The following is an 18,649-nucleotide window of genomic DNA, read 5'->3' on the forward strand; positions in this document are numbered from 1 at the left end:
GGGCATCCCGCTATGCGGTGAAGTCATGGCAATGACCGTTGCATAAACCGGATAGCGGTCGGAGGCTTGCCGCCGATTGGCAAACCGTTCGGCAATTGCAAAGCTGATGTGCATAGTCCGAGTACCGACCGATGACAGCCAACAGCCAAACCGCCGGACTCACCAGGGGCCTCCGCGCGCTCGAAAAGTTTGGCGCACTCGCCCCCATCCATCCCCTCGCGTTCGCGCAGTCAATCGGGGTTGGGCCGGTCGAGGCGACGGAGTTGCTCGAAACTTTCGAGGCGCACGGCTACGCTCGGCGGGTCCCCGGTGGCGGTTTCTTCGTCCTCACCCGGCCGGCGCTTCGCATCTTGAAGTCTCCGAATCCCGCCGGGTGGCTGGTTAGCCACGCGATCGAGCCGATTGTCGCCGCTGGCAACCGCCTTGGCCAAGTGGTTGCACTCAGCATCCCGCGGGGCCGGGGTCTGATGTGCTGCGCGGTCTCGCGGTGCTGCACCGTCACCGGGATGTCGCCCGGACTCCGGCGCCCCTGGCCGGACCCCGCCAAGCCCGCCGAAGCGCGCGAGATTGCTGTGTCGCTGTTCGTCGACGGGAAGCGGGCCGGGTGCCTTTCCATCCATTTCGCCACGCCGTTCGTGCGCGGCGAGGAAGAGGGATTTCGCCGCGAGCTCGATCGGCTGGCCGAGCAGATCGCTCGCGACATCGCGGAATGCCCGGCCCGCACGATCGAATTCGCCTGGCCTGAAAAGGCGCAAGCGGCAGTTCCCTCGGCGATGCTGCATTGAGCGCGGCGGCCGCGGAAGAACGCCGGTCACCCGGCTGGCGCGGCCGCATCGGGATCGTCCAGCCATCGCCGGGGGTGATGCTCGAATACGAATGGCCGCGCTGGCTGCCTGACGACGTCCTGTTTCCAGTCGCGCGGGTCGCCATGCGCGATGCCACCGCCGTAGGCTACCGTGGCGTGGTGGAGCAAGCTCCCGCGGCGGCGCACGAGCTGGCCAAGGCGGGTGCGGGAGTTGTCGCCTTCGCCTGCACCATCGGGAGCGTGTTCGAAGGCGCCGGGCCAGAGGCCGAGCTGGTCGAGCGCATGACAGCGGCATCGGGCCTGCCCGCGCTAAGCCTGGGTTCGACATCGCTGGCGGCGCTGCACGCGGTCGGTGCCTCGCGAATAGCGGTGCTCACGCCATATTCGGACGCGGTCAACGGCTGGGTCGGAGGGTATCTGACCGAATGCGGGTTCGCGGTCGAAGGCTTTATCTCGACGCCGGTGGATATAGTCACGGTCGGCAATCTGCCCTCGGCGGAGATCGCCGAAATCGCAGTTCAGGGCTTGGCGCGGCTGACCGGCGCCGATGCGCTTTGGATCCCGTGCACCGCCATCCGCACTCTCGATGCGATCGAGGCGATCGAAGGCCGCAGCGGCCTGCCAGCGATCAGCGCGAGTCAGGCGTTGCTGTGGCGCTCACTCGCCTTCCTCGACTTGGCGGGTGCGGGCAGGCCCTGCGGGCGCCTGTTTCAGACCACATGAGGCCCCCGCGAAAATGCCGGAGCGGCGACGAATGGCGGGAAGCCCATTTCGACATCGCAGTCCAGTTCCTCGCGCGCTTCGCTCGCCTTGCCGATGCGGTCAGCCAGAAGGCGAAGATGCGGCACGTATTTCTCGATCACCGTAAAGCTGGTCATCGCCTGGGTCATGTAGATCATCAGCAGGCTGGCAACATAACGGCCACCGCTGAAGATGGGGAACGCGACGCTCTGTTCGGGATGATTGCGCGGCGGCGGCTGGAACGCAAAGCCGTTCTCGATCACAGGTTGGAGCAGCATATCGAGCGCATCGTCGTCGCCGATGCGGTCGCGGTTTTCGGCCTCGGCGGATTGCGCGAGCAGCACGCGCATCGCTGCCTGTTCGGCGGGCAGCGAAAAGGCATAGGCAATCAGGCCGCTCGACGAGCCGAGCAGCGGCGTCTGCGCACCGACCCTACGGCGGCTGAGCCACAGCGAAGTCGCCGGATCGCTGGTGGTGCGCAAGGTCATCATGTCGCCCGAAGGCGTGGCGATCGCGAGTGGCCAGCCGATCTGTTCGGTCAGCCGGAACAACAGCGGCGTGGCGGTCTGGACCACCCGGCAATCTTCCGAAAAACCGCCCGAAAGCGTGCACACCCGCGAACTGAGGCGATACCGCTTGTCGTCGGGAACGCGGTGGACATAGCCTTCGGCCAGCAGCGTGAGAAGGATCCGTTCCGCGGTCGTGCGCGGCAACTTAAGATAGCGCGCAAGCTCGGTGATCGACACGTTCTCCACCTGGTTGAGCAGCGCGAGCACTTTCAGTCCCCGCTTGAGCGACCGCAGTTCCTGATTGGAGTTCATGGTTGTCGTCCTTCGCGATTCGGCGATTGGGTTCCTCCCGCAAGCTATCACCGCATTGCGGTGAGACAACTGATCCGCAATAGAATGCGGGCTAGTATGCGTTTGGCGCATAGCTCGCGAAGCCGGCCATGAGCCGCCGCTGGCTGCTCGTTGGGGCACTGCTGCTCGCCTACGCGGTGTCGTTTCTGGACCGCCAGATCGTCAATCTGCTGGTCGCCGACATAAAGGCCGACCTGGCTCTGAGCGACGCCCAGATCGGCCTGCTTCAGGGACCTGCCTTCGGAGTCTTCTACGCCCTGCTTGGGCTCCCGCTTGGATGGCTGGCGGACAAGGTGCATCGCCTGCGCCTGATCGCGGCCGGGATGGTGTTGTGGACGACCATGACCGTGCTCGGCGGTTTCGCCGAAAGCTTTGCGCTGCTGTTCGTTTCGCGGGTCGGGGTCGGGATCGGCGAAGCCGCGCTGGTGCCCGCGGCGGTCTCGCTGCTCGCCGACAGCTTCGCGCCGCGCGACCGGGCGCTGCCCCTGGCGCTGTTCACCTCGGGCGTCTCGCTTGGCGCGGGGCTGGCGCTGGCAGCGGGGGGCGCGCTGATCGGGTGGGTCGAAACAGGGGGCGCAACCGTTCTGGCGGAGCGTCAGCCGTGGCAGGCGGTGCTGATCCTGGCCGGGATGGCCGGCCTGCCGCTGGCCGGCTTCCTGCCGTTCCTTGGCGAGCCAGAACGGCGCGAGCCTGCCGCCGCCGCGGCCGGCGGGCTAGGCAGGCACCTTCGCGCGCATTCCGGCCTGTTTGCTGCGCTGCTGGCCGGGTCGGCGCCGCTCTATGTGTTCAGCAACGCCTTGGCGGCGTGGCTGCCCTCGCTGTTTCAGCGCGGTTTCGGGTGGACCGCAGGGTTCAGCGGGACGCGCTTGGGGCTGTTGATCCTGGTGAGCGCGCTGGCCGGTAACCTGCTGAGCGGATTGGCCGGGCGCTGGCGCGAGCGGGCGGGCCGCCGCGACGGGGCGTTGCAAGTAATGGCGGTGGGCGCGGTGACTCTGGTTCCACTGGCGGCGCTGACCCCGCTCGCAGCCTCGGCGACGCTGGCGCAGGCCGGAACCGCGCTCAGCTATTTCGCGATCGCGCTGTGTTTCGGCGTGGCAACGACGGCCTTCGCCGCGGTTACCCCGGCGGAGCTGCGAGGACGGATGACCGCGCTGTATCTGATGATCGGCAACCTCGTCGGCCTCGGTCTTGGTCCGCCGGCGGTCGGCCTCATCCTCGATCGCGGGGTGGGCGACCCGACCCCCGTCGGCGTCGCGCTGGCGCTGGTCGGGGCGGCGACGGTGCTGCCGGGCGCGATGCTCTTGTTGTGCGCGCTGCGCTGGCATCGCCAGGTGGCCGAGCTAATCGAGGAATGACATGGGACTGAAAAAGTTCGCAGCCGCTCTGACCGTGGTGGGATCGGCGTTGAGCCTGAGCGCCTGTGCGACACCCCGGGCGAGCGTGTCGAGCGCGGCAGTACCCGCGATGATCCGCGTTCCCGCCGGGCACTTCGTCGCGGGAAGCGAGCCGGCCGAAACCGACGCCGTGCACTATCCGGCCGAAAACGCTCGCCGCGAACAGCCCGCCCGCGCGGTTGCGATCGAGCGAGGCTTCGCGATCGGGCGTACTGAAGTCACGCGCGGCCAATTTGCGCGGTTCGCTGCTGAAACCGGGTGGAAGCCCGACGGCCCGTGCAGCTTCCTGCCCGACGGCATCGGCGGCAGATGGACCGCCGATGCCGCGCACGACTGGCGGCACCCCGGCTTCGCCCAGACGGACGACCACCCGGTGGTCTGCGTCAATCTGGCCGATGCGACCGCCTATGCCGCATGGCTGAGTCGCCGCACAGGGCGGAGTTTCCGGCTCCCTTCCAACACCGAGTGGGAATACGCGGCCCGCGCCGGAATCCGGGCCGCGGCTCCGTGGGAAGCGAGCGCCGCAAATCCGTGCGCCTTCGGGAACTTGTCCGACCGCAGCCGGGCCTTCGCCCACAACCGCGGCGCGATCGACCCGGCGCTGTACTTCGCCTGCGACGCCGGCTTCGTTGGAACCGCGCCGGTGGCCTCGTTTCAGCCCAACGCCTGGGGTCTGCACGACGTGCTCGGCAACGTCTGGGAATGGACGCTCGACTGCCTGAATGCCGATCAGTCCGGCGCGCCGCAAACATCCGCGCCGCGCACTACCGGCGATTGCCGGTCGCACATCGATCGCGGCTCGTCGTGGGTAAATTCGCCGAAGTATGTGCGGTTTGCCGCGCAGCATCCCGATCTGGTCGAGGCGCGGACTTCGGTGCTCGGGTTCAGGCTGGTCGAGGACCTGCCATAAGCTCGCAGGCGCGCTCCTCGCTGATCACTTCGGCATACTTGGCCTGAAGATCGAACAGGTTGGCCTCGTGCGGACCTTCGGCACGGTCGCCGCAGGCGTCGCGAACGACGAACGGTGCGAAACCGTGCTGAAGCGCATCGAGCGCACTGGCGCGGACGCAGCCGCTGGTTGAGAATCCGGTGATCAGCAGGCAGTCGATCCCCATCGCGGTGAGCATCGCGGCAAGCGCGGTGCCGAAGAATGCGGAAGGATACTGCTTGGTGATGACGACTTCGCCGCGTTCTGGCCCGAACCCGGCGGGAAAATCGCCGAGAGGATTGCCGTCGAGATAGGCGGCGAGCGCGGGAACCTTGCGGTAGAAAAGCCCGCCGTCGAGTCCGCCTGCGCTGTAGGCGACGCGGGTGAAGACGGCGGGCACGTTGGCCGCGCGCGCCGCCGCCAGCAGCCGAAGGTTGCTGGCGAGCGCGCTTTCAACCCCGGCGTAGAGCGGCGAGGCGGGATCGAGGTAAGCGTTGCAGACATCGACCATCAGCAGCGCAGGCCGCTTGCCGAAGTCGAGCCGCCCGTCGAACCCCGCGGCGGCGTAGTCCGCTTCGAGTTCGCTCATTCGGCGGCTTCGGCCAGTTCCGGGGCGGGTTGCGGCGCAGCGCGGCCCTTCCACACCGGCGGCTTGGGCGCGGGCAGGCCGGTTTCGGCGAGCGAATTCCTGCGCAAGTCATCGATCGATGGGCCGTAGCTGAACGTGGGCAGATCGCCCTGGCGTCCGGCGCGCAAGTCATCTCTCAGTTGCGCGGTTGCTGCTGCATCGACCGCGCCGTCCTGCAGTACCACGCCATAGGCGCGCGCGCCTTTCACGCTCACCAGTCCCTGGACCACCTCCTTGGCGACCAGCGCCGGATCGCGTTCCAACGGATCGCCCCAGCCGGCGCCGCCCCAGGTGATGAAGTCGAGTTCGTCGCCGGCCGAGACGACGATGTCTTCCTGCTTGTTGCCGACGATCTCTTGGCTGCCATCGGCTTTGCGCAGGATCTTGGTCGCCCGTGCGCCAGGTTCGCCGCCGTTGACCCCCCACGGCGGCACGAACCAGCGGTCGTCGTGGATCGCGATTTCCCCGTCCTCGAGGAACCGGTAGGTCATCAATATGCCGTTGCCACCGCGGTGCAGCCCGGCGCCGCCGCTGTCGGGCACGGTTTCGTAACGCTCGATCCGCAGCGGGAAGTAGCGTTCGAGGAACTCGTTGGGGACGTTGGTGAAGTTGGGCCACAGGCTATGCCCGTCGGGCCCGTCGCCCATCGGGCGGCCCGGGATACCGCCGAAGCCGATCTGGAACAGCTGAAACCATTCGCCGTCCGGCTTGGCGCCCGAATAGAACAAGTGCGGGCTGGAACTGAACCCGGCGGCGCAGAGGAATTCGGGTGTCTTCTGGCCGAGCAGCCCGGCGAGGATGTCGAACAGGCGGCCCAGCGCATGCGTCCGGCCCGAGAGCGCGGCGGGGAACTTCGGCTTGAGCAGCGATCCTTCAGGGATGCGGACGTCGATCAGGTCGTAATAGCCGTCGTTGAACAGGATCTGCGGATCGAACACCATGATCATGTAGATGCCGAAGAACATCCGCATCATGTTCTCGTTGAGCAGGAAGTTGATGCTGCCGCGGCTCTGCGGGTCGGTGCCGGCGAAGTCGAGAACGACACGGCCGTTCTCGCGCCACATCGTGCACTTGATCTTGTAGGGACCGAAGCCGAGCCCGTCGTCGCAGATGTAGTCCTCGAAGCTGACCGGCTCCTCGCCGATCGCCTGTTCGATCAGGCTCTTCATCGCGCGGTGGTTGCGTGCCAGCAGGTTTTCGCAGGCCGAGACAAACACGTCGTCGCCGAACCGCTCGGCCATCTCGATCACCCGGCGCGAGGCGACGCGGCAGGCGGCGATCAGCGCGTTGAGATCGGCGCGGCACCATTCGGGGGTGCGGGTCTGGTGCATGACCAGCGCGATCAGGTCCTCGTTGTAGACGCCCTGCTTCCAGATCTTGACCGGAGGTATGCGGACGCCTTCCTGGAAGATGCTGGTCGCATCGATCGGCATCGAGCCGGCGACCTTGCCGCCGATATCCGACTGGTGCCCGAACATGGACGTGTAGGCGATCAGGCGCCCGTCCTTGAACACTGGCAGCAGCACCAGCCAGTCGTTGGAGTGGCTGATCGCGCCCTGGACCGAGTAGGGATCGGACAGGAAGATCATGTCGCCGTCCTCGACCGTCCCCGCATAGCCGTCGAGGAACGGGCCGATGTAGCTGCCGAACTGGCCGACGATCATCCGTCCCTTGTGGTCGGCGATCAGCGGGAAAGCGTCACCCTGCTCGCGGATGCCGGGCGACATCGCGGTGCGCACCAACGTGGTGTCCATCTCGACGCGCGCGTTGCGCAGCGCGTTCTCGATGATGTCGAGCGTGACCGGGTCGATCGCGACCTGGGCGAAGGGGGTGGTGTTGGCTTGGATGATCGTGGCTGGCATTGCTCTCGCCTCAAACCGGAGTGATCATGATGTTGCCGAACGCATCGACGGTGCCGATGTGGCGGGTCTCGATCAGCGTGGTCGAATCCATCTCGGTAACCACCGCCGGGCCGGGGATCACGTCGCCCTGGCGCAGCAGCGCGCGGTCGTAGACCGCGGCCGCCTGGACCGCCCCGTCCATCCACACCTCGTGGTCGCGCAATTTGGCGGCGGCGGCGCTGCCGTCGCCCTTCGGCAGCTCGTGGCTGGGTAGATCGAGCGCCCGGCCCAGCGCGACCGCGCGCAAGTTCACCAGCTCGTGCTCGGCGTCCATGTTGAAGGTGAACAGGCGGCGGTGCTCCTCGTCGAAGCGGTCGGCGAGGTGCTGCAGGCCGCCGGACTCCAGATCGGCGAGGTCGATCGTCATCGGCACTTCGAACGCCTGCCCGGAATAACGCAAGTCGACCTCGAAGCTGGTCTCGATCTCGCTTGGCGGAATGCCGTCGCCGATCAGCTCGGCGCGGACTTGCGCGTCCATCTCTCGCAGCAGCCCGGCGACCTCGGCGGTGCTGGTGGCCGAGCGGCGCTTCGACAGGGACCGCGCGGTCTCGGTGCGCATCCGGGTGGTCGCATCTCCCAGCGCGCACAGCACCCCGGGCGAAACCGGCGAGACCGCGGGATAACTGCCCATCAGCCGCGCCACCGCGTTGACGTGGAGCGGACCCGCGCCGCCGAAGCCCATCAGCGCGAAATCGCGTGGGTCGTAGCCCTGTTGAACGCTGATCATCCGCAGCGCGCCGAACATGTTCTCGTTGACGATGTCGATGATCCCGCGCGCGGCGGCCATCAGCTCGATCCCTAGCTTGTCGGCGATCGTCTGGACCGCCTTCTTGGCGCCCTCGCGATCGAGCTTGAAGGTTCCGCCCAGCAGGTTCTCGGGCAAGTAACCCAGCACCACGTTGGCGTCGGTCACGGTCGGTTCGGTCCCGCCCTTGCCGTAGGCGACCGGCCCGGGCACCGCGCCCGCTGATTGCGGCCCTACCCGCAAGGCGCCAGTCAGCTCGGGCACGTAGGCGATTGACCCGCCGCCCGCGCCAACGGTCTTGACGTCCAATGACGAGGCGCGGACCGAGAGGTGCCCGACTTCGGTGGTCCGCACCCGCCGCGGCTCGCCATGCTCGATCAGCGCGACGTCGGTCGAAGTGCCTCCGACATCGAGCGTCAGGATGTTCTTGAGCCCGGCGTTCTTGGCCACCCACAGCGCGCCAGTCACGCCCCCTGCGGGACCCGACATCAGCAGCGCGACCGGATGCTCCTCGCTCTTCTGCGAGCTCATCAGCCCGCCATCGGAGCGCAACAGCGACAGCCTCCCATTCATCTCGACCTTCTCGAGCTTGTCGCGGAGCGAGCGGACATAACGCCCGACCACCGGACGCACCGCGGCGTTGGCGACGGTGGTCAAAGTGCGCTCGTATTCCTGCATCTCGGGCAGGACGACGTGGCTGAGCGAGACTGGAATGTTGGGCAGGATCTCGGCGGCCAACTCGGCGACACGCAACTCGTGCGCGCCGTTGAGGTAGGCGTTCATCAGGCTGACCGTCAGCGCCTCGATCCCCTGGCCCTTGAGCCGCACCAGCGCGGCGCGGATGTCGTCGTCGTCGATCGGGCGGACTTCGAGGCCGAACGCGTCCATCCGGCCCTTGATCTCGACCGTGTCCTCCAGCTTGGCCAACGGCTCGGGCTTGGGCCAGACGATCCATCCCGCCAGCCCGCCGGGCACGAAGCTGCGCGCGATCTGCATGATCTGGCGATAGCCTTGCGTGGTCACCAACCCGACCCGCGCGCCCTTGCCCTCGAGCACCGCATTGGTCGCCACGGTGGTGCCGTGAAGGAACACCTCGATCTCGCCCGGAGTGACCCCGGCGATCTTGCAGACTTCTTCTACCCCGTTGAGGATCCCTTCCGAACTGTCATGCGGGGTCGACGGCGTCTTGGTCCGCCAGGAACTGCCGCTGTCGTCGTCGAACAGCAACAAGTCGGTGAACGTTCCGCCGACATCTACCCCCAGCCGATAACCCATGCTCAGTCCTTTACAGCGCCGACCAACGTAATCGGCGGCAGTTGTCCCTTGAGATACACCGGCTCGCGCTCGCCGCGGAAATAGCTTTCCTCGGCGAACCCGGCCTCGACCAGCGCCGCCTTGTAATCGAGCATCCGAAACTGGGCCGAGAACGGCTCATTGGCATTGTTGCCGAACCAACTGGTCATATGGCTTTCGAAGGGGTCGTGCGCAGGGGTGCCACCATCGTGCAACGTTATGCCCCCGCGCGCAAGTAGGCGGTGGGCCTCCTTGAACAGACCCTTGATCACTGGGACCGGGCACTCATGGGTCACCAGCATCGACGTCACCAGATCGAAATGGCCGTCGGGGAAGTCCGTCGCGGTCCCATCCTGCTGACTGAAATGAACCCCGACGCCCAGGCTCTCGGCGCGACCGTGGGCGTAGCGTACTTGCGGGCCGCCCACGTCGATGCCGTGGACTTCGGCATCGGGAAACGCCTGCTTCCACGGCACCGTGGTAAAGCCCGGGCCACAGCCGACGTCGAGAATGCGGTGGGGTTTGAAATCGGGGTAGTTCTCGCGCACCCAGGCCGCCATCGCGACGCCAAGCGCTTCGTTCTGGTCGCCGAGTCCGCCGAACGCGAACACGTGCACCCCGCGGTCGTAGAGTGCCCCCGCGAAGACGTCGTCCTCGCCAAGTTCGGTATGGAAATTGCCCGGCATCACGTGAATGTCGACCGCGTCGATATAGCGCGGGATCGGCAAGTCCGGATTGGACCGCACCGTGCCCAGCGCGCCGGGCTTGGGCTTGGCGCGCTCGACCAGCTCGGGCAACTGACGCTCGACGCTCTCGCCGACGGTATCCCAAACCAGTTCCTGCGCCGCTCGGCCGACGGCGTTCATGCCGCGATAGTAGAAGCTGGATTGCAGCAGTTGCGCAGCTTCCTTGGCGTTCTTGGGCTTGCGGCCGTGCTTGGCTTCGAACGCGGGCAGTAGCGCCTTGCTGTAAAGCGTGCGGGTGCCGGGAAATAGGTCCGTGGTGAACTTCTTACGCAGGCTCGCGCAGAAATCGGCGCGGGCGGCCTCGTCGTGGTTCATCGACGGGAGCATGGCGTGAGGGGTCTGGAACATGGGTTTTGCTCGCTTCGTTCGAAAGTCAGGGCAGGGCAGTAAGGCCGGCAGCTTCGACCGCTTGGCGGATAAGCGTGTCGTCGACTTCGGGCATTCCGCCGGATATCGCCGCGGCACCGACGGTCACGCCATCGTGTTGGATAACCACGCCGCCGCCCAACGGCAAGAACGCGCCGCCGGTCGCGCCGTTCAGCGAGGCGACCCCGCAGGGATCTACGAATGTCTTGCTCAACAGCCACGAACTGCGGTTGAAGCCCAGCGCGGTGCGCGCCTTGCCCAGCGCGGTGTCGACCCCGAAGATGCCCTGCGCATCGCTGCGCATCGCGAGGCGGACATGACCGCCGGGGTCGGTGACGACCACGCTCATCACCATCAACCCCTGCTTCTCACCCTCGGCAAACGCCACGCGGGCGATTTCCTGCGCGGTGCCAAGCTTCACGCTCATGCTTCGTCTCCCGCCGTGGCATCGCGCTCTTCGGTGATTGGGCGGAGCACGCGGGCGAGCATCGCCTGGCGGTTGGATTCGCGAGCCAGATGGCGTTCGGGCGTCAATTCATAGGCTTCGATCGCCGCGCTGGTCGGCTGGCCCCCAAGTTCGACGACGGCTTCGGCGGTGTCGAGCCGGTCGCGCAAGGCCGAAACTTCCGACAGCAGGTTGACCAGCATCAGCATCACCTTGTCGATGTCGTCCGGCTGGAGATAGCGCGGGCGCGCCTGGCCCTTGGCGGTTCGCCGTCGCGGCTGAAAGCGGGTGGTGGTTTCGGCTTGCATGACGCCACTTCTAGAAGGTTGCAGGGTCGCGGAAACGCCGCAATCGGCAAAACCCCGCTATCCGGTTTTGCTCTCGAAGCTCACGGCGCAAAAGTGCTTTCAGGGAAAGGTCTGCGCAAGCCAATGCGCGGTATCGCTAGCCACGCGGTCCTTGTTCTCGCGCAGGCCGTGGGTGCCATCGGCATAGCGCACTTGCGCCAGCGGGCCACGGTAGGCCTTTGCGAAAGCGGCGACGAACGCCTCGTCCATCAGCGGGTCCTTCGCGCCGGTGATCATGAAGCCAGGCAGGACGAACTCGCGCACCCGCTGCGTGTGCATCGTACGCGCACCAGGAGCGTTGTTGTCGATGAAGGCGTGGGTGGTGAGCAGCCCGATCGTGTCCTCCATCCCGCGCCCGGCCTTGACCGACTTTTTGGCGAAGGCGACATCCGCGGCATAGGAGGCCGGCGACTGCTGCCGCGCGGCATACGTCGGGCTGTCGCGGGTGGGAGCGTAGTAGATCGTGCCCACCACGCGCGGGTCGTGGGTCAGCGAGAGGTAGTTCGACAGCCAGACACCGCCATTGGAATGGCCGCCGAGCACCACCCGCTTGAGCCCCATCTTCTCGGCCCAATCCATCCAGTGGCCAAGATCTTCGGCCACTTCGGCGATTGACGAACTCTCGAACCCCGCCGCGCCGCCGATCCGCAGGCTCGGCGCGATCACCGTGTAGCCCTGCTGGGCCAGCCGCCAGCCCATCCAATGGGTCGAGGATTGCAGCGCGTCGGTCGAGCGCCCGAACAGCAGCATGATCGCCGGGCGCCCAGGGATTGCGCCAGCCGCTGGCGTGTAGAGCACCCCCGGCAAGACGCGGCCACCGCCGGTCGGCGTATCGATCGCGCGGGTGATGACCGCGGGCCGGGGGGCGAGATCGTGCCCGGCCAGGAATTGTGCGATCCGCGCTGCGGTCGCGTCGGCACCGTCGCTGCTTCCGTTGGCAGCGGTGAATTCCAGCGGACCCTTGGTCGCGAAGTCGCGCGAGGTCGACGCAACGCTGGGATCGACAAGTGCAAGTGTCGGCAGCGCGATGTTCGCCAGCAGCGCCGCGTTGCGTTCCGCCGCCTTGGGGCCCCAATAATCGAGGAAGGCCTGGGCAGGGGCGACGTAGGGTCCCGCGGCGACCCACGGGTCGGTCGCCGCGCTTCCCCCTGGCCGGGTTCGAGGTTTTCGGGGATCAGCCCGCGGCCGCTGGCGACCGAGGCTTCGGCGCGGGCGACCTTGGCGTCATACCCGCCGCCATCGAGCATCGCGCGGGGATACTTCCGCAAGTTGGTCAGCGGGTTGTAGAGGATCAGCGCGCGGACCCGCTTTTGCCCGCCGTTGTCGAGCAAGGTGTCGGGGTGCGTGGCCAGGTACTGCGCCGCCGCCAGCGCGCCATAGCCCTGTCCGGCGAGCGCGAAGTCCTCGTATCCGGCGTTCTCCAGCCAGGTCAGCGCGGTATCGATCGGCCAGATCGTGTCGGCGAACGGGATCAGCGGGAAGCTGCGCTCCTGATAGCCGTAGAGGCTGAGCACGGTGTAGCCCTGCGCCGCGAGCCGTTCGGCGGCGAAGCGGGTGATCTGATCGTGGCCGAGCGTGTGCTCGCCCGGGCCGCCGTCGAGCATGACGATCGCCGGGCCGTGCGGGTTGCCCCCGCCGGCGGGTGTATAGAGTACGCCCGGCGCCAGAATGCGTCCGCCGCCGGGGGCCTCGCGGACGTGTCCCGGCGGATCACCGGTGAGCTGGATCACCTCCATTCGAATGTCCTGGGCCGAAACCGGCGCCGCGATCAGCACCGCGGCCAGCGCCAGGCAGCGCAGCAGCAAGTTCTTCATGATGTCGCTCCCAGGCCGATGGCCGAGCTGGTCGCCTTGAGCCGCGCTTCGGTCAAATTGTAGAACAGCAGGCCGACGATCCCGAGCGTGCTGATCGTGGCGGGCAGGATGCCCATGATCAGATAGATCGCCTGGATTGCGCTTTCGGGCTGCGCCGTGTCTCCGCCTCGCCCGGCGACATAGCCCGAGGCCGAGAGCATCGCCCCGACGAACGCTACCCCGATCGCCCCGGCGAGCTTCTCGACAGTGGTGTAGATGCCCGAGAAAATGCCCTCGCGGCGCAGCCCGGTGCGGCGATAGTCGTATTCCATCGTATCGGGCAGCAGCGACTGACCCATGAGGATCGCTCCCCCGCCGGAAATGCCGATGATCACCGCCCGCAGGTACATCAGCACTGCCGGATCGCCCGGGGCGGCGGCGAACCAGCTCAGGAAAGCCGGGATGCCGACCGCCAGCGCGATCATGTAAACTTGCTTCTTGTCGCCCGTCCGCCGCAGCAGCCACAGCCACAGCGGCTGCGATGCGATCAGCGCCAGCGAGGAGAACAGGAAATACGTCCCCAGCGCGCTGTCCGAAAGCTTCAGGACATGGGCGAAGAAGAACGCGAACACGGCCTGCACCCCCAGCGACATAAGGGTCAGGAATTTGACCATAATCAGGACCAGGAATGGCCGGTTGGCGGCGACCGAGCGCACCAGGACGGCGAACGGATAGTGGACGTGCGCGGCCGGCTCGGTGAACGGCGCGTCGCGGGTGGCGGCGAAGGCGATCCAGGCCGAGCCCAGAATGATCGGCACGAACACCATCGCCATCCAGAAGTATGCGCCTTCGCCTCCGCCCAGCGTGCCCAGCAGCATCGGCCCGAGTACCGAGGCGACGATCTGCGAAAGCCCGACCGCATAGACTCGCCAGCTCATCAGCCGCGAGCGTTCATGATAGCTGTCGGTCATCTCGGCGGGCATCGACAGGTAGGGGATCGTGAACAGGCTGTAGGCGACCGCATAGAACAGCAGGATCGCGCCGACGTAGATCACCCGCAACTGCACGTCGGCGAAATCGGGCACCGAGAAGATCGCGATCACCGCGACCGAGAGCAGGGCGCTGCCCAGGATAAGATAGGGGCGGCGGCGGCCCCAGCGGCTCTTCGTCCGGTCGCTGAGCGCGCCCAACGCGGGGTCGATGAATGCGTCGAAGACCTTGGAAAAGGCGATCAGCGAGGCGCCGACCGCGGCGGCGATCCCGACGTAGTCGGTGAGGTAGCGCAGCAGGACGACATTGGTCGCGGTCAGCACCGTCACCGGGCCGAGCGTGCCCAGGCCCCAGCCGATGCAGACTTTCGTCGGCAGAGGGGCCGCTTGCCCGGTGATGGCCATCAAACTTCCCCCAGCACGCGCCATTCGGCTTGCGGGAACAGGTCCCGTGCGCGCTGTCCGTAGGCGGTCGCGAGGGGATTGGCAGAGCCATCGACGAAGGTCACCGCTATCCGGAGCGTGGCGAGCCGCGCGGCGCTATCGGCGTCGAGGGCGGCAGCGACCGCCGCGGCCCAGCCATTGGGCTGGCGCAGCGTCTCGCAGGTCCGCCGGTGCAGCGCGTCCGCACCGAACTCGGCGGGCGCCCGACGCAGCGCGGCGCGGGTCGGGGTGAACCACGGCCACCACACGCCCATGTCGCGGATCATCTGCCAGGTGCGGAACCAGTGAGACCCGTCGGGCTCGACAGCGACCGATGGGGCGTAGGACCCGGCCAACGCCTGGCGCTCGTCGGGATCGGGCAGCAGCAGCCCGTCGAGCAGGAGCGAGACCGCCCGCTCCGGCGCGCGCGCCGCCATTTCCACCGCGAGCGAACTGCCGAAGCCGATGCCCGCCAGCGTCACCCGTGACAGGCCGAGCTCGGTCAGGCCGTCCCACAGGCGATCGGCGACATCGCCCAGCGCGGTCCGATCGAGCGGCGTGCTTTCGCCGCAGCCGGGCAGATCGAAGGCCACGACGAACTGGTCGCGGGCAAGCTCGCGCATCCGCCGCTCGGACTGCCCGCCCGCGCCGGGAAGGTCGTGGATCAGCAGCAGCGGCGGCAGCTCACGGTCGCCCAGACTGCGCACCAGCAGTTGCCCGCCACCGACATCGACGAACTGGCGCACGACACGGTCGGAACTCGCCATCGCCGCCCTAAGCACGGGCGCCGCTCCGCTGCCGCGAAATGCGTCCAACGTCTTCGCGGTCAGCGCGCGGCGGGCCGGGACGGAATCGCCGACCAGGACGATCCGCTGGTTCTCGCCCGACGGTTTCACCCGGTCGAGGTGCGGGTAGAGCATGTCGGATTCGATCGCGGTGAGCACGATGGGAACGGTCAGATGGCGCAACGCCTCGGGACCGTCGCGATAGCCGATCGCCGCGCGATAGGCCGGGACGTAGGTGTCCCGGGCGTCGAAGAACATCGTGACCCAGCGGTTGGTCGCAGCGGGCGACGTCAGGTCGCTTTCGTTGACATGCGCGGGGTCGCGGGCGAACCACGGAAACCAGATCGACTGGTCGCGGAACCGCGTCCAGATCGCCGAGAAGTGCCCGCCCAGCGGGTCGAGCGGAAGCTTGGTGAAATACCCCGCCTCGAGCGCGGCGGCCTCCTCCGCGGTGAAGCAACTCAGCGCATCGAGCATCAGCCCGGTGACGCGATCGGGGTGGCGCACACCCAGCTCTAGCGCGATGGCGGCGCCGGTGTGGCAGCCGAACACCGGGCATGGCGGCATGGCGATCGCCGCCAGAGTATCCGCCAGTGCATCCGCAAGATCGGCAACGGTCAGCGTTTCCCCGGGAAGCGGATCGGAGAGCCCGAACCCGGGGGTATCGAAGGCGAAGCAGGTAAAGCGGTCGGCCACCGCGGCCATTTCGGGCAGGACAAACGACGAGTTGGCCGGCGAGGAGTGGAGAAACAACGCGGGCGGACCTGCCCCCATGATCCGCCCGTGGAGGCGCCGCCCGCCGACATCGACGAAGCGGCGCGTTACCGGATAGGCATCCAGCACTGCAGTGGGGTTGCTGGCTTTCACTGCAACGCTGGAACCCGTCATCAGAACTTCGCGGTGGCGGTCACACCATACTGGCGTCCCACGGGCAAGTAGCCGTCGATGTCTCCACCAAAGTCGCTGAGCCGCGCGTTGACCGAGATGATCTCGGGCGTGTGGTCGTCCGTGAGGTTGTTGACATAGGCGGCGATCGAGAAGGTGTCGTTTTCGATCCCGGCCTTCAGGTTGAGGATCGTGCGCGGACCGTACCAACTGATGTTGTTGTTGAAGCCAAAGTACTTGTCTTCCAGACGGATGTTGCCGTTGGCGCTCCAGCGCCAGCCGCTGCTACCCAGATCGCCGTCGAGATCGATGCCACCGGTGATCTGCATCTTCGATTGACGCGGAAGGCTGTTGCCGTCGAGCGAGAGAGCAGCCTTGTCGAAGTTGGTGGTGTTGTATTTCGAGTTTTTCGGCAGAATCACCACGTCCTTCGCACACTGCGGGATGATCGGCGTGATGAGGCCCGTGGTCAGGTTGACGGAAGCGCAAGCGCCGGCAGCGCCGAAATCGAAGGCGTCCTTGCCGAACTTCGGATTGGCATATCCGATTCCCATGTTGACCTTCACACCGCGCGCGACCTTGGCAGCGATCTCGATCTCGAAACCGTCGGTGTGGACGCTGCCGAAATTCTTGGTCACCAGTCCGGGATTGCTCGCCACCGACGATGGACCCGAAATCTGGATGTCCTTGGTATCGATGTGGAACGCGGCGACGTTCACGAACACGCGGTTGCCCAAGAAGCTGTTCTTTATTCCGGCTTCGTAGGTGATGTTGGTTTCGGGATTGAACTGCTTGTCCGGGAACGAGCCGTCGGGCGCCGCGACCGACCGCTGGTTGAAACCGCCCGCCTTGGTGCCGTTGGCGATGCTGGCATAGACATTGGTCGATGGCGTGACCTGGTATTTCAGCGTCCCGCGATAGTTGTCGTAGTCGAACGTTCCCGAAACCGGGTTGGGTCCGTTGGGGAACAGGAAGGGCGTCGCCGCAGCGCCGTTGCAGGTGGCGGTTGGCGCGGCCAGGTTGCCGGGGCAACCCGTATTGCGGATGACCAGGATGTCCTTCTTCTGATGCGTCGTGCGGTATTCCCCCGAGGCGGTCAGCCCTTCGAGCAGGTCGTACTCCAGCCCGACGAAGCCCGAATACTGCTTGTCGTGCTGAAGCGTCTCGCCCTTCAGGATGTCGCTGATCACGCCGTTGACGGTCACCGAGTTGCGCGGGAAACCGGCCAGAAGCTGCTGGCCCGCGGGGATCGGGCTACCGTCGAGCGACAGGATCGTGCGGCTGGAGTTGCGGCCCTTGTAATAGAACCCGCCAAGTTGCCAGCGGAAGCGCTTGTCGCCGGGCGATTGCAGCCGCAACTCCTCGCTGAAGTCACGGGTGTTGGTGTTCGACCCGAAATATTCGAGCAGGTTCACCGTCCCGGGTCCCGGCGTAAGGATATAGGGCGCGCCGTTGCGGCGGCCGATGAAGTCGGTGAAGCGCTGCTGAGTAACCTTGGTGTAGCCGGTCAGCGACGAAAGCGTGGCAAAGCCCAGGTCGTAGCTCGTGTTGAGGCGGCCGAGCTGGACCTTGCGGTCGTTGCCCGCCGCGCCGGTCAGCTTTGAGATCACCGGAACCTCAACCGGGTGGGCGTCGGGCTTGAACTTGCCGCAGAACTGGGTGAACCCGGTGCCGCTGGGGTCCTGGACCGACGCGGGCACGTTGCGGAAGCCGCAGTTGTTATTGTTGTACGCGATCGCCGACGGGCCGAAGGTGTCTTCGCCGTAGTAGTACGACGCGGCGACGCGGAAACGGTCGTCCGGGGTGAACAGCAGCGAAACCTGACCGTCCTTCTTCTCGAACCCGCCCGCGCGCTCTCCGTTGACCTTGTCCTTGTAGCTGCCGCCGAAATGCTCGTAGCCGGCCGCGACCGAGGCGGCGAGCACGCCGGGAACCAACGGATAGCTGAGCATGCCCGACACGCTGTACGACTTGTCGTTGCCGCCGAAGGCGGTGATCCGGCCGTGCGCGTCGTTGAGGTCGGGCTGCTTGGAGACGTAGTTGATCGCGCCGGCAAACGCGTTGCGACCGTAGAGCGCGCTGACCGGGCCCTTGACCACCTCGATCCGCTCGATGTCGATCAGGCCCACGTTGATCGCGGTGTTGTTGACGATGTAGACCCCGTCGATGAACACCGCGACGTTGGGATCGCCCTGGCCGCCGTTGAGGTTGGTCTGGCCGCGGATGATCGGGTTGACCCCGAACTCCGAACCACCGCTGGTGATTACCAGGCCGGGGGTGAGATAGGCGACATCGCGCAAGTTGCGGACGTTGGCGTTGTCCAGCGCCTCGGTGGACAGCGCGGTGATCGAAAGCGGCACGTCCTGCAGCTTCTCCTGGCGGTTGCGCGCGGTGACGACGATCACGTTGGGATCGACTGCGGTATCGTCGGCGGTCTGCGGAGCGGCTTCGGGCGCTGGCGCGACCGCGTCCTGGGCCCAGGCGGGGCCCGCGAGACCGAGCGCCAGCGGCGCGGCAGTGAAGAGGTAGGCCAGCTTTGGCGATGACTTTGGATTCGTTGGCATGATGGGACTCC

Annotated in this window: 16 protein-coding genes; 4 read left to right on the plus strand and 12 right to left on the minus strand. The window is 66.7% G+C overall.

What is annotated here, in order from left to right; all coding sequences use genetic code 11:
* Window positions 1-131 precede the first annotated feature (131 nt).
* Both GKE62_RS16150 and GKE62_RS16155 read left to right on the plus strand, forming a co-directional pair.
* On the plus strand, window positions 132-785 hold the full coding sequence (locus GKE62_RS16150) for a hypothetical protein (protein WP_154693125.1): 654 nt from the start codon (window positions 132-134) through the stop codon (window positions 783-785).
* Window positions 782-1,528 carry an aspartate/glutamate racemase family protein gene (locus GKE62_RS16155; protein WP_154693126.1) on the plus strand — a complete coding sequence of 249 codons (747 nt, stop codon included), beginning with the start codon at window positions 782-784 and terminating at the stop codon, window positions 1,526-1,528. The genes GKE62_RS16150 and GKE62_RS16155 overlap by 4 nt, the downstream gene beginning before the upstream one ends.
* Here GKE62_RS16155 and GKE62_RS16160 read toward each other — a convergent pair.
* The gene (locus GKE62_RS16160) at window positions 1,516-2,367 is read right to left on the minus strand and encodes a helix-turn-helix domain-containing protein (RefSeq protein ID WP_195908480.1); all 852 of its coding nucleotides are present in this window, start codon (window positions 2,365-2,367) and stop codon (window positions 1,516-1,518) included. The genes GKE62_RS16155 and GKE62_RS16160 overlap by 13 nt on opposite strands.
* A gap of 128 nt (window positions 2,368-2,495) precedes the next feature.
* On the opposite strand from GKE62_RS16160, the gene GKE62_RS16165 reads away from it, so the two are divergent.
* Window positions 2,496-3,761, plus strand: coding sequence for an MFS transporter (locus GKE62_RS16165; RefSeq protein WP_154693128.1), 1,266 nt, complete (start codon window positions 2,496-2,498; stop codon window positions 3,759-3,761).
* Between the two features lies 1 nt (window position 3,762).
* Complete coding sequence (locus GKE62_RS16170; protein WP_154693129.1) at window positions 3,763-4,710, plus strand: SUMF1/EgtB/PvdO family nonheme iron enzyme; 948 nt, start codon at window positions 3,763-3,765, stop codon at window positions 4,708-4,710.
* On the opposite strand, the gene GKE62_RS16175 is transcribed toward GKE62_RS16170, so the two are convergent.
* From GKE62_RS16175 to GKE62_RS16225, 11 genes are all read right to left on the minus strand, one after another.
* Entirely contained in the window at window positions 4,685-5,317 is a 633-nt protein-coding gene (locus GKE62_RS16175) for an isochorismatase family protein (protein ID WP_154693130.1), read from the minus strand. The genes GKE62_RS16170 and GKE62_RS16175 overlap by 26 nt on opposite strands.
* On the minus strand, window positions 5,314-7,218 hold the full coding sequence (locus GKE62_RS16180) for a hydantoinase B/oxoprolinase family protein (RefSeq protein WP_154693131.1): 1,905 nt from the start codon (window positions 7,216-7,218) through the stop codon (window positions 5,314-5,316). Before GKE62_RS16180 ends, GKE62_RS16175 begins: the two co-directional genes overlap by 4 nt.
* 10 nt (window positions 7,219-7,228) lie before the next feature.
* Entirely contained in the window at window positions 7,229-9,277 is a 2,049-nt protein-coding gene (locus tag GKE62_RS16185) for a hydantoinase/oxoprolinase family protein (protein ID WP_154693132.1), read from the minus strand.
* Window positions 9,278-9,279: 2 nt separating this feature from the next.
* Window positions 9,280-10,389 carry a class I SAM-dependent methyltransferase gene (locus GKE62_RS16190; protein WP_154693133.1) on the minus strand — a complete coding sequence of 370 codons (1,110 nt, stop codon included), beginning with the start codon at window positions 10,387-10,389 and terminating at the stop codon, window positions 9,280-9,282.
* Window positions 10,390-10,414: 25 nt separating this feature from the next.
* The gene (locus tag GKE62_RS16195) at window positions 10,415-10,834 is read right to left on the minus strand and encodes a heme-binding protein (protein WP_154693134.1); all 420 of its coding nucleotides are present in this window, start codon (window positions 10,832-10,834) and stop codon (window positions 10,415-10,417) included.
* Window positions 10,831-11,160 carry a hypothetical protein gene (locus tag GKE62_RS16200; protein WP_154693135.1) on the minus strand — a complete coding sequence of 110 codons (330 nt, stop codon included), beginning with the start codon at window positions 11,158-11,160 and terminating at the stop codon, window positions 10,831-10,833. The genes GKE62_RS16195 and GKE62_RS16200 overlap by 4 nt, the downstream gene beginning before the upstream one ends.
* A 99-nt stretch (window positions 11,161-11,259) precedes the next feature.
* Complete coding sequence (locus GKE62_RS16205; RefSeq protein WP_230206764.1) at window positions 11,260-11,898, minus strand: alpha/beta hydrolase; 639 nt, start codon at window positions 11,896-11,898, stop codon at window positions 11,260-11,262.
* Entirely contained in the window at window positions 11,862-13,013 is a 1,152-nt protein-coding gene (locus GKE62_RS16210; protein ID WP_154693137.1) for a S9 family peptidase, read from the minus strand. The genes GKE62_RS16205 and GKE62_RS16210 overlap by 37 nt, the downstream gene beginning before the upstream one ends.
* Window positions 13,010-14,386, minus strand: a complete 1,377-nt coding sequence (locus GKE62_RS16215) for an MFS transporter (RefSeq protein ID WP_195908481.1) — start codon at window positions 14,384-14,386, stop codon at window positions 13,010-13,012. The genes GKE62_RS16210 and GKE62_RS16215 overlap by 4 nt, the downstream gene beginning before the upstream one ends.
* Entirely contained in the window at window positions 14,386-16,077 is a 1,692-nt protein-coding gene (locus tag GKE62_RS16220; protein ID WP_154693139.1) for an alpha/beta fold hydrolase, read from the minus strand. The genes GKE62_RS16215 and GKE62_RS16220 overlap by 1 nt, the downstream gene beginning before the upstream one ends.
* Window positions 16,077-18,638 (minus strand): TonB-dependent receptor, encoded by a 2,562-nt coding sequence (locus GKE62_RS16225; protein WP_154693140.1) that lies wholly within the window; start codon window positions 18,636-18,638, stop codon window positions 16,077-16,079. Before GKE62_RS16225 ends, GKE62_RS16220 begins: the two co-directional genes overlap by 1 nt.
* Window positions 18,639-18,649 lie beyond the last annotated feature (11 nt).

The organism is Novosphingobium sp. Gsoil 351 (assembly GCF_009707465.1).
Taxonomy (GTDB): domain Bacteria; phylum Pseudomonadota; class Alphaproteobacteria; order Sphingomonadales; family Sphingomonadaceae; genus Novosphingobium.

Excerpts from the sequence above, each read along its gene's own strand:
- GKE62_RS16150 (WP_154693125.1), top strand. The coding sequence starts at position 132 with ATGACAGCCAACAGCCAAACCGCCGGACTCACCAGGGGCCTCCGCGCG.
- GKE62_RS16160 (WP_195908480.1), bottom strand. The coding sequence starts at position 2,367 with ATGAACTCCAATCAGGAACTGCGGTCGCTCAAGCGGGGACTGAAAGTG.
- GKE62_RS16165 (WP_154693128.1), top strand. The coding sequence starts at position 2,496 with ATGAGCCGCCGCTGGCTGCTCGTTGGGGCACTGCTGCTCGCCTACGCG.
- GKE62_RS16170 (WP_154693129.1), top strand. The coding sequence starts at position 3,763 with ATGGGACTGAAAAAGTTCGCAGCCGCTCTGACCGTGGTGGGATCGGCG.
- GKE62_RS16175 (WP_154693130.1), bottom strand. The coding sequence starts at position 5,317 with ATGAGCGAACTCGAAGCGGACTACGCCGCCGCGGGGTTCGACGGGCGG.
- GKE62_RS16180 (WP_154693131.1), bottom strand. The coding sequence starts at position 7,218 with ATGCCAGCCACGATCATCCAAGCCAACACCACCCCCTTCGCCCAGGTC.
- GKE62_RS16185 (WP_154693132.1), bottom strand. The coding sequence starts at position 9,277 with ATGGGTTATCGGCTGGGGGTAGATGTCGGCGGAACGTTCACCGACTTG.
- GKE62_RS16190 (WP_154693133.1), bottom strand. The coding sequence starts at position 10,389 with ATGTTCCAGACCCCTCACGCCATGCTCCCGTCGATGAACCACGACGAG.
- GKE62_RS16195 (WP_154693134.1), bottom strand. The coding sequence starts at position 10,834 with ATGAGCGTGAAGCTTGGCACCGCGCAGGAAATCGCCCGCGTGGCGTTT.
- GKE62_RS16200 (WP_154693135.1), bottom strand. The coding sequence starts at position 11,160 with ATGCAAGCCGAAACCACCACCCGCTTTCAGCCGCGACGGCGAACCGCC.
- GKE62_RS16205 (WP_230206764.1), bottom strand. The coding sequence starts at position 11,898 with ATGGGCTGGCGGCTGGCCCAGCAGGGCTACACGGTGATCGCGCCGAGC.
- GKE62_RS16210 (WP_154693137.1), bottom strand. The coding sequence starts at position 13,013 with ATGAAGAACTTGCTGCTGCGCTGCCTGGCGCTGGCCGCGGTGCTGATC.
- GKE62_RS16215 (WP_195908481.1), bottom strand. The coding sequence starts at position 14,386 with ATGGCCATCACCGGGCAAGCGGCCCCTCTGCCGACGAAAGTCTGCATC.
- GKE62_RS16220 (WP_154693139.1), bottom strand. The coding sequence starts at position 16,077 with ATGACGGGTTCCAGCGTTGCAGTGAAAGCCAGCAACCCCACTGCAGTG.
- GKE62_RS16225 (WP_154693140.1), bottom strand. The coding sequence starts at position 18,638 with ATGCCAACGAATCCAAAGTCATCGCCAAAGCTGGCCTACCTCTTCACT.